Source organism: Geodermatophilus maliterrae (assembly GCF_041018925.1).
In the GTDB taxonomy this organism is placed as follows: Bacteria; Actinomycetota; Actinomycetes; order Mycobacteriales; family Geodermatophilaceae; genus Geodermatophilus; species Geodermatophilus maliterrae.
In genome coordinates this window covers 42,528-48,852 of sequence record NZ_JBFNXQ010000031.1, presented here as the reverse complement: position 1 = coordinate 48,852, position 6,325 = coordinate 42,528, and the positions used below count along the sequence as shown (strand labels likewise).

Annotated in this window: 4 protein-coding genes; 1 reads left to right on the top strand and 3 read right to left on the bottom strand. The window is 72.3% G+C overall.

The window, feature by feature from the left end; genetic code table 11:
- Positions 1–754: 754 nt before the first annotated feature.
- Positions 755–1,033 carry a hypothetical protein gene (locus ABQ292_RS11785; RefSeq protein WP_369206475.1) on the bottom strand — a complete coding sequence of 93 codons (279 nt, stop codon included), beginning with the start codon at positions 1,031–1,033 and terminating at the stop codon, positions 755–757.
- 351 nt (positions 1,034–1,384) lie between these two features.
- On the opposite strand from ABQ292_RS11785, the gene mobF reads away from it, so the two are divergent.
- Complete coding sequence (mobF, locus tag ABQ292_RS11780) at positions 1,385–5,029, top strand: MobF family relaxase (protein ID WP_369206473.1); 3,645 nt, start codon at positions 1,385–1,387, stop codon at positions 5,027–5,029.
- Positions 5,030–5,239: 210 nt separating this feature from the next.
- Here the strand turns inward: mobF and ABQ292_RS11775 are convergent, their stop codons facing one another.
- A complete protein-coding gene (locus ABQ292_RS11775) occupies positions 5,240–5,662 on the bottom strand; it encodes a type II toxin-antitoxin system VapC family toxin (RefSeq protein WP_369206471.1) in 423 nt (140 codons plus the stop codon).
- On the bottom strand, positions 5,659–5,919 hold the full coding sequence (locus ABQ292_RS11770) for a hypothetical protein (protein ID WP_369206469.1): 261 nt from the start codon (positions 5,917–5,919) through the stop codon (positions 5,659–5,661). Before ABQ292_RS11770 ends, ABQ292_RS11775 begins: the two co-directional genes overlap by 4 nt.
- Positions 5,920–6,325 lie beyond the last annotated feature (406 nt).

The following is a 6,325-nucleotide window of genomic DNA, read 5'->3' as shown; positions in this document are numbered from 1 at the left end:
CGGCCTCGTTCCACCGGCCGAGCACGAGGACGTCTTCTACCGGCACAACACCGCGGCGGCTACCGTCGCCGCGTCAGTTCCGAGCCTCCACTGAACCCGGGGCGGGACACATCACCCCCAGACCGGCCCGGCGGAGGAACCAGCTACCGGTTCCACCCACCCTCGCCGCCGCCCACGAGGCCGAACGCAGAGCTCACGCCTCCAAGCGCATCCGCGTCGAGCACGGCATCAGTCACCTGAAGAACTGGCGGGCTCTGTCTCGACACCTCGGCCCGCGCGAGCATCTCGAGACGGTGCTGCCCGCGGTCGCCGGCTTGGTCTCCAGCCAGGAACGAGCCTCACGACCCGAACCGCTCCACCGCTCACCGAAAGCCTTACCAGCCGGCACCACCGCGTGATCGAACTGATCCTGAACAGGTGAACGACGGCCCGCCGCTAACCATGCACGAGGTCGTTATTCATCGACGACACGCAGCCCTGTCTCGCAAGCCGAACGGCTATCGACGCATCTAGCGCTGGGCATGGACCGGCTGGCCATCCCGCAAGTGATCGGCTATCGGCGGCGCCAAGGTTGCCTGCTCAAGATGGCCGGCCGGTGGGCCGGCCACGTCTCCCGATCGCAACGGCTACGTGTCGGTGGGAAGGTCCGCCTCGATCAGCGAGGCTGGTCGGTAGTCGCCCGGGGTCGGTGAGACCACCGCGCGGACCGGCAGCTCAAGCTGGGCATGTGTCGGGCGATGGTTTTGGCCGTGGTTCAGCCACCGAGAACGTCGGCGGTGTGCGGCAGCGACCGCAGTCCGGGCTCCAGGAAGCTCAGCGTCCAGCTGAACGGTGCGAGTGCGGCTTCGATGAACACCACGCACCCCTCCGGATCGGCCCGGCAGACCGGACTGGATAGCCGCGCACGGGTGCCTAGCACGACTGTCAGTCCAAGCCGCAGCGTTGACGGCAACGGGGTGCCGGGTTGCCGCACGACTTTGGTCAGCTCCGGGTAGCGACGCAGTAGCCGGTCATGGACGGCGACGTCCATCACGGTGACCAACCCCGCGCGGGCCACGTCGCCCAGCGCCTAGCCGGCGAGATCCAGGTCCAGCCCGCCGACAGCGTGTCCCAACGCGGCAAAAGCGCTGCAGAGCGCAATGCCATCAGCATGGGAACCTGGCAGTCGGCATCCCACACGCGATCGACAACCGCCATCGACGACCAAAAGATGACGCCCATGACGACTTTCGCACCGTAAGCCCCAACCCTTACCGCTAATACTCAAGCCTTTACTGAAGAACGGTACGCATGCTACCCATAGGGGTAGTCCGGGCCCCGCTTCGCGGGGCCCACTGCCGTTTCTTGGGGTGGCGTGTTGGTCATTGTTGGGTGGCGTTGATAAATGCACGGCGGAATGAAGGTGTACGCCGGGGTGCCGGCGGCGGCCCGGCACTACGTGGAGACCGGCCGGGGCCGGGCCGATGACTACTACCTCACCGAGGGCACCGGGATCGCCCGGCGCTACACCGCCGGCGACGGCAGGGTGGCCGAGCTCGCCACGCTGGCCGGCGACGGCTACCAGGCGTGGGTCGCCGGCCTGGACCCCGACACCGGAACGGCCCGCGGTCGGCTGCGCACCGATCAGCGGGCGGTGCGGTTCGTCGAGGTCGTGGTCAACGGCCCGAAGTCCTGGTCACTTGCTGCTGCGTTGCACCCGGACGTCGCCGCGGCCTACGACGCCGCGCAGGACCGCGCCGCGACCCAGATCATCGGCTGGCTGGCCGAGCACGCCACCACCCGGGTCGGGCCGCGCGGTGGGCAGCTGCAGGTCCCGGTCGAGGTGTTGGAGGCGGTGACGGTGCGCCACCACACCTCCCGCGCCGGGGATCCGCACCGGCATCTGCACCTGCAGGTCAACGCCCGGGTGTTCGCCGCCGGGAGATGGCGGGGGCTGCACACCGTGGGCGTGCGCGACTTCCTCGCCGCGATCAACGGGATCGGGCACGCCGCGGTCGCCTGCGACCCGCAGTTCCGCGCCGCGCTGGCCGCGCACGGCTACACCCTCGACGGCACCGGAGAGATACGGCAGCTGGCCGAGTACGTGGGTGCGTTCAGCGCCCGGGCGGCCCAGATCGGCCGCAACCTGGACCGCTACGAACACGGATGGACGCAGGCGCACCCCGGCCAGACGCCGGGCCCGGCGCTGCGGCGGGCGTGGGACGCCCGGGCGTGGGCCGAGGGCCGCCCGGACAAGATCACCCCGCAACCGGGCGCGGACCTCACCGCCAGATGGGTCGGTGAACTGGCCGCCCTGGGCTATCGCGACCGCGACCGCCCGGTGGATCTGGCGCCGGCGCTGGTGGCCGCCATCGACCGGGAAGCGGCAGTGGGGACCGTGTTGGTCCGGCTGGCCGCCGGGCGCTCGGCGTGGAACGCCGCCGATGTCCGCGGTGAGGTCGAGCAGCTGCTCGCCGCCACGGGCGTCGTCGTCGACGCCGCGGTCCGCCTCGAGCTGGCGGAGGACCTCACCGCTCGCGCCATGGCGCGGTGTGTGCCGCTGATCAACCGCGACGGTGCTCGTGGTGTGGTGCCTGAGCACATCCGGGCGTGGACCTCCCAGCCGGTGCTCGACGTCGAAGACGACCTCACGGCCCGGTTGGCCGCCCGCAGCGCTCGTCCCGCCGCAGCCGATCAGCAGCGAGCGCCCGAGCTGTCGTTGTCCGCCCTCGCGCAGCTGGATACCGGCCAGGCAGCCGCGGCTGCCTCACTGGCCGGTGACCAGGCACTGATCGTCATCGAGGGCGCGGCCGGCGCGGGCAAGACCACCCTGCTGGCCGCCGCCCGCGACCTGCTCCAGGACCAGGGCCGCCGGCTGACGGTGGTGACCCCGACGCTGAAGGCGGCCAAGGTGGCTGCCGCCGAGATTGACACCGTGGCGGGGTCGGCGGCGTGGCTGGCTCACCAACACGGCTGGCGCTGGACCGACGACGGGGCCTGGACCCGGCTGGCCGCCGGTGCCGTCGACCCGCTCACCGGCGGCGTCTATGCCGAGCCGGCGCAGGGAGCGCGGCTGCGCGCGGGGGACCTGCTGGTGGTGGACGAGGCCGGGATGCTCGACCAGGACACCGCCCGCGCCCTGCTCACCATTGCCGACCAGTGCCGCGTCCGCGTGGCGCTGCTCGGCGATCGGCATCAGCTGGCCGCAGTCGGCCGCGGCGGCGTACTGGACATCGCCGCACGCCACGTCGACCCCACCGGCCACCTGACCCTGGAGAACGTGCACCGCTTCACCAGCACCGACGGCACGGGCGTCACCGTCCCCGACGCCGAGTACGCCCAGCTGACCTTGGCCATGCGCACCGGCGAGGACCCGGGCGCGGTGTTCGATGCCCTGGTGGCCCGCGGCCAGGTCCGCCTACACGCCGACCCCGCGGACCTGCAGCAGGGGCTGGCCGCGGTCGCCGCCGCCCATCACCATGAGGGCGGGCGCCTGGCCGTGGTGGTCGACACCCGGGAGCAGGCCGCCGAGCTGAGCGCCGCCTTCCGGGCGCGGCTGGTCGCTGATGGCTGCGTCGACGACCGCGCCGCGGTCACCACCCGCGCCGGGCAGCGGATCGGCGCCGGGGACCAGGTGGTCACCCGCCGCAACGACGGCGACATCGGGGTGGCCAACCGCGACGTCTGGACCGTCGCCGCCGTCGGACGCCACGGCGAGCTGGCTGTCATCCCGGCCACTGTCACCCTTACCGACGCCGTCCGTGCCGGTGTCACCCCGGCGACGGCGCGGCGGTGGGTGCTGCCTTCCGGCTACGTCACCTCTCACGTGGAGCTGGCCTACGCCAGCACCGCCCACGGTGTGCAGGGTGACACCGTGCAGGCGGCGCACGTGGTGATCGGCGAGCACACCGGCGCGGCGTCGGCCTACGTCGGGATGACCCGCGGCCGCACCGCCAACACCGCCCACCTGGTCGCCGAGGACCTGGCCCAGGCGCGGGAGCAGTGGATCGCCGTGTTCGGCCGCGACCGGGCCGACCTGGGCCCGGGCCACGCCGCCGAACTCGCTGCCGCTCAGGCCGCCTCTTACGCCGCACCCCGCCCACTTGAGCAGGTCCTCACGGAGCTGCACCAGGCGTGGGCAGCGGAGCAGCGCTGCCTGGACCGGCTCGCCCTGTGGCAGCCGATGCGCGACCGACTGCGCGAGGTCGTCGCGCTCCATGCCGGCCACGCCGACGAGCTCGCAGCCCTGGAGGCCCGGTGCCGGACGACGTCCCTGGCCGCCGCACGGGCCTTACAGCGCGCCGAGGTCAGGGGCACGGCCGTCACCGAGGAGGCGGCGCGGATGCGCGATGACCTGCTCGGTCGCTGGGACCGCGACCGCGACGTGGCCCGCGCCGCGGCCCGGGTCGTGCTCGACGGCCCGGGCCGGCTGCGGCTGCGGCGGGCCGCCGTCACCCCCGCCAGCGGGGACCTCACCGACTGGGCCGACCGGTGGCGCCCACAGCTACCCACCCTGCCCGCCGACCCCGGCCGGCTCGCCCAGTACGCCGACCGGAGCGATGACCGGCCGGCGCTGGCGCTTGCGTTCGGTGCCGCCGCCCGCCGCGCCGCCGAACAGGCCCAACCCGAGCACGCCGTCCTGCATGCGGTCGCCGACACCGCTCGCCAGGCGCACGAACGAGCACGAGGTGCGTTGGCCGAGGCCGGCCGGCGGCACGATGACGAGCTGAGCCGGTTCGGCGCGCTCGGCCGGATCCTCGACCCAGCAGACGGACTGGCCTACGCCGAGCGCGACATCGCCGTCGCGACCGAAGAGCTGACTGCCGTCCGAGCGCGCCTCTGGCGACTGGCGACGGAGCCGGCGCTACTCAGTCAGCCGGCCGACCTCCTCGTCCGGGAGCGTGACACTTGGCAGGCAGGACAAGGGGCTTATGGCGTTCCGCGCCGACCGGCAGGACTGCAGCCTCGACCCGGCATCCACGTCCCGCGGCCAGAGCACGACAGGCAGCCCGCAAAGCGTCCCGGCGTGCAACCCGGCCTCGGACGGTGACCCGACACAACTAAGCCCACGCCCGTCTCAGCAAGGCGCGCCCGACCGATCCAGGGGCTGGCGGGAGGGCGGCGGTGCCAGAGGCCCCAGCGAAGACTCAGAGCGCGGCAAGGACTCGACAGGCCGTCGGCGGGACGGCACCAGGGGAGGCAGTCAGGCGTTCGGCTGCTGGCTTCACCGATCTCTTGGACTGACCGAGCAACGGCCGGGTCAGGACACGGCCTCGAGCAGCAGCACGAAGGCATCGATGTGGGCGGGCCGGACGACCGTGAAGTGGCGCCGGTCGAAGGTGGCGACGCGCTCGATGCCGAGGCGCTCAGCGATCGCGACGAGCGAGGCGTCGGTGCCGCCGAGGCGGAGGTCGGCGTAACGCTCGGCGAGGTCGGCCATCCGAGCGACGTCAGTGTCGGTCAGCTCGGCCAGCCGCAGGCCGCCGGGCCGGAAGTCCCGTAGGAACCGAACCTCGGCGTCCGGGCCGCCCCACTCGCTGAGGAGGTCACAGACCTCGACGACCACGGTGGGCGGGACCAGTCGCGGTTCGCTCATGGTGTTGAGCAGCCGCACCGCGATGCGGTGGTTGACGTCCGCGGTCCGGGCAGCAGCGACGAGGATGTTGGTGTCGAAGAGGATCACTCGCGGCTGAAGCCGCGCCGGAGGTACTCCTCGGTCCGGATGGACAGGTCGTCAGGACCGCCGTGGACCGACCCGATGAGGTCCAACTCACGGCGCTCCGGCGGTGCAGGAGCGCTGTCCGGTAGCTCAGCCGGGGCTTCCGCAGCCCGCACCACGTGCAAGCGCTGACCGGGCCGCACGCCGTGGCGGCGCAGCTCGGCGAGCAGCTCGGCCGCGTCCTCCGGGACGGTCAGGTCCCATCCGTCGGCGGAGCTCATGATCAGCAGGATATCGAGAACCTCGGGGGATGGGTCCGACGTCGGTGGGCCGTTACCCGTCCGGGTCGGCGTGCCGGCTGCGTCGGTTCCCAGGAGGTGCGGTTTGGGCCGCTCCGGGCGGAGCCCCGCCGAGCCGGGATCGGTGCACCACAGCCGGAGCCATGAGGCCCTTCACGTCGCGCGATTCGCCGATCTCGACACGCCCGAGCGCGTGGACGTCAGTCCACACCCAGTCCACAGGACTGCCAATCCAGTCCGTCGACGCCCACTATCGCCCAACCACGTATGTGCAGGTCAGCCCGGGTTTCCAGTCATGTCCAAGATCACTCATTCACGCCGGGGACGTTCCGCTTCAACGTGTAGGTGGCGGCATCCGTCCAGGTCAGCCGCTCGTCGAGGTGGCGAG

Bases quoted from the DNA above. Each gene is read 5' to 3' on its own strand.
- mobF (WP_369206473.1), top strand. From the start codon at position 1,385: ATGCACGGCGGAATGAAGGTGTACGCCGGGGTGCCGGCGGCGGCCCGG.
- ABQ292_RS11770 (WP_369206469.1), bottom strand. From the start codon at position 5,919: ATGAGCTCCGCCGACGGATGGGACCTGACCGTCCCGGAGGACGCGGCC.